Origin of the sequence: Streptomyces sp. NPDC088812, assembly GCF_044750285.1 — a bacterium.
Taxonomy (GTDB): Bacteria; Actinomycetota; Actinomycetes; order Streptomycetales; family Streptomycetaceae; genus Streptomyces.
Genome location: NZ_JBIVJP010000056.1, coordinates 1 through 2506, shown reverse-complemented (window position 1 = coordinate 2506; position 2506 = coordinate 1). Strand labels below are relative to the sequence as shown.

The following is a 2506-nucleotide window of genomic DNA, read 5'->3' as shown; positions in this document are numbered from 1 at the left end:
CGGGCACGTGGCGGATCACCACTTCCCCCGCCGCTGAGGCGTCGAGACGGAGCCGGGACTGGAGAGCCTCCAGGTCGCCGAGCAGATAGCCCTCCTCTCGCTGGTTCCCTTCGACAGCGGCGAGCCCGAAGCGGCGGGCGAGATCCGACTGATCCAGGGCGGACACCCCCGAGGGCACGAGAACGTCTGCGAGCTTGGCGCGGGCTCGAGGCGAGGCGTGGAACCGGTGGGGCCGGGCCCTGTTCTCAGCCAGTCGGTGCATCTCGGCAGCGGTGAGCGTTCGCAGCCGGGAGCGCAGACGGGAGATCCGCGGCTGGTCGAGGAAGGCCCGTCCGTTTCCTCCGGCAAGGAGGTCGACGGCGGCCCAGGCTGTCCGCGGAGCCCAGGTGCGGCCTGTACCCGGTGCCCTGCGCACACGACGGGTCAGGGTGTGTTCATCGATGAACCAGGATCCCCCGAGGCGGCGGGCCGGCATATCGCCATCCTCGGCTAGGCGCCGCACATGCCGGTCCGAGACCCCGAGGCGCTCGGCGGCCTCCCCCACTGTCAGAAAAGTCATGTAAGAAGAGTACCGGAGGCGGACGTATTCTTGCATGATCGGCGGACTCTAGCCTTGAGGCCCTGTCATGCCACTCGCCGAGAGCGCCTGACCCTTTCACTGGAGCCCGCGCACCCCACCAGTGCGGAGACGGAAGGGCCATCGACAGCTGCACTTGGAAGGAAGCAACACGCGCTAGGTGTTGTGGGTCATGAGGTTCTTGGCACGAGGCCCGGGCTGAGATGAGACGAGTGGGCCTCTCCCGCAGGATGGAAGTTCCTACACAACCCATCCGCGCAAAGAGACCCACTCATGACTCACGCTAACGCACCCCTGACTCCCACCGGCCGACTCAGGATGGTCCAACGCCACCTGCACGACGGCATCCCCCAAGCCCATGTCGCAGCCGAGTTCCGCGTCAGCCGGCCCACGGTGGCCACCTGGGTGGCCCGCTACCGCGCCGAAGGCGAGGCAGGACTGCAAGACCGCTCCTGCCGGCCACGACGCTCTCCCGCCCAGCTCGACCCGGCCCTGGTCACCCAGATCCTCACCCTGCGCCGGGAGTGCAAGTGGTCAGCCCGCCGCATCCATCACCACCTGGTCTCTCAAGGCCACCAGCTGTGCCTCCGAACGGTGGGCAGGTGGCTGCACCGGCTGGGCATCTCCCGGTTGCCAGACCTCGCGCCCACGGGTGAGGACCTGCGCCAACGACCGCAGAAGATCACCGCCCGGGGTCCGGGGCACATGGTGCACCTGGACGTGAAGAAGATCGGGCGCATCCCTGAAGGGGGAGGCTGGCGTGCTCACGGCCGGGACTCCGAGAACGCGCGAGCAGCCAAGCGCGGGCCTGGCCGACGGGTCGGGTACACCTACCTGCACTCGGCGATCGACGGGTACACCCGCCTGGCCTACACCGAGGCGTTGGAGGACGAGAAGGCGGTGACCACGATCGGGTTCTTCTGCCGGGCGAGGGCGTTCTTCGCCGCGCACGGCATCACCGTGGACCGGGTGGTCACGGACAACGGGAACAACTACCGGGCCGTGGACTTCACCGCGAAGGTGGTCTCGCTCGGGGGCCGGCACCACCGGATCCGCCCCTACACCCCGCGCCACAACGGGAAGGTCGAACGCTACAACCGGCTGATGGTCGATGAGGTCCTCTACGCCCGCCCGTATACCTCAGAGACGGCTCGGCGTGAGGCGTTGGCAGTGTGGGTGAACCACTACAACTACCATCGGCCTCATACCTCCTGCGGAGACGCCCCGCCGGCCTCGTTGGCCCCGGCCCGAGTCAACAACGTCATGACCTCCTACATCTAGGCCGCGCACGCGGAGACCTCACGGGCTCGGCGACGCCGATCCGCGGGGACCCCCGCTCGCGCTCCCGGACCGGCGGACCCGGACATGGCGAGCCTGGCCCGGCACCCGCCTGCAGGGGCAGACTCGGGGGATGACCCGTACCCCGCCCGCCGTCGCCCCGCCCGCCGCCGAGTCCGGCGGCGAGAGCCTGCTGACCGTCCTGATCGCCCTCGGCGTGAACACGGTGATCGCCGTCGTCAAGTCGATCGTGGGCGCGGTCACCGGCTCAGCCGCGATGGTGGCGGAGGCCGCGCACTCCTGGGCCGACGCCGGCAATGAGGTCTTCCTGCTGCTGGCGGAGCGTCGGGCGGCCTACGTGTGGTCGATGGTCGCGGCCTTCGGCCTGTTCGCGGTGGGCTCGGCGGTCTCGGTCTGGCACGGGATCACGGCCTGGTCCGCCCCCGAGGAGGAGGCGGAGTACACGATCGCGTACATCGTGCTCGCCGTCGCGTTCGTGCTCGAGGGCATCTCGTTCCTGAACGCGCACCGGCGCGTCCGCCGCGACGCGGAGCGGCGGCACATCAGCGATGCCACGTTCCTGCGCCAGACCTCGGACCCCACGCTGCGCGCCGTGTGGGTGGAGGACGCCTCGGCCCTGATCGGCCTGGC

At 69.6% G+C, this 2506-nt stretch carries 3 protein-coding genes; 2 read left to right on the top strand and 1 reads right to left on the bottom strand.

Annotated elements, in window-relative coordinates:
* Positions 1 to 559: helix-turn-helix domain-containing protein (locus ACIP67_RS43095; protein WP_401700160.1), on the bottom strand; the 559-nt coding region annotated here is incomplete at its 3' end.
* A 291-nt stretch (positions 560 to 850) separates the two neighbouring features.
* Between ACIP67_RS43095 and ACIP67_RS43090 the strand changes: the two genes are divergently transcribed.
* Complete coding sequence (locus ACIP67_RS43090) at positions 851 to 1858, top strand: IS481 family transposase (RefSeq protein ID WP_401700157.1); 1008 nt, start codon at positions 851 to 853, stop codon at positions 1856 to 1858.
* A 130-nt stretch (positions 1859 to 1988) separates the two neighbouring features.
* On the top strand, positions 1989 to 2506 hold a 518-nt coding region (locus ACIP67_RS43085), incomplete at its 3' end, for a cation diffusion facilitator family transporter (RefSeq protein ID WP_401700155.1).

What these genes read in the sequence shown, in the direction of transcription:
- ACIP67_RS43090 (WP_401700157.1), top strand. Translation starts at nt 851, where the DNA reads ATGACTCACGCTAACGCACCCCTGACTCCCACCGGCCGACTCAGGATG.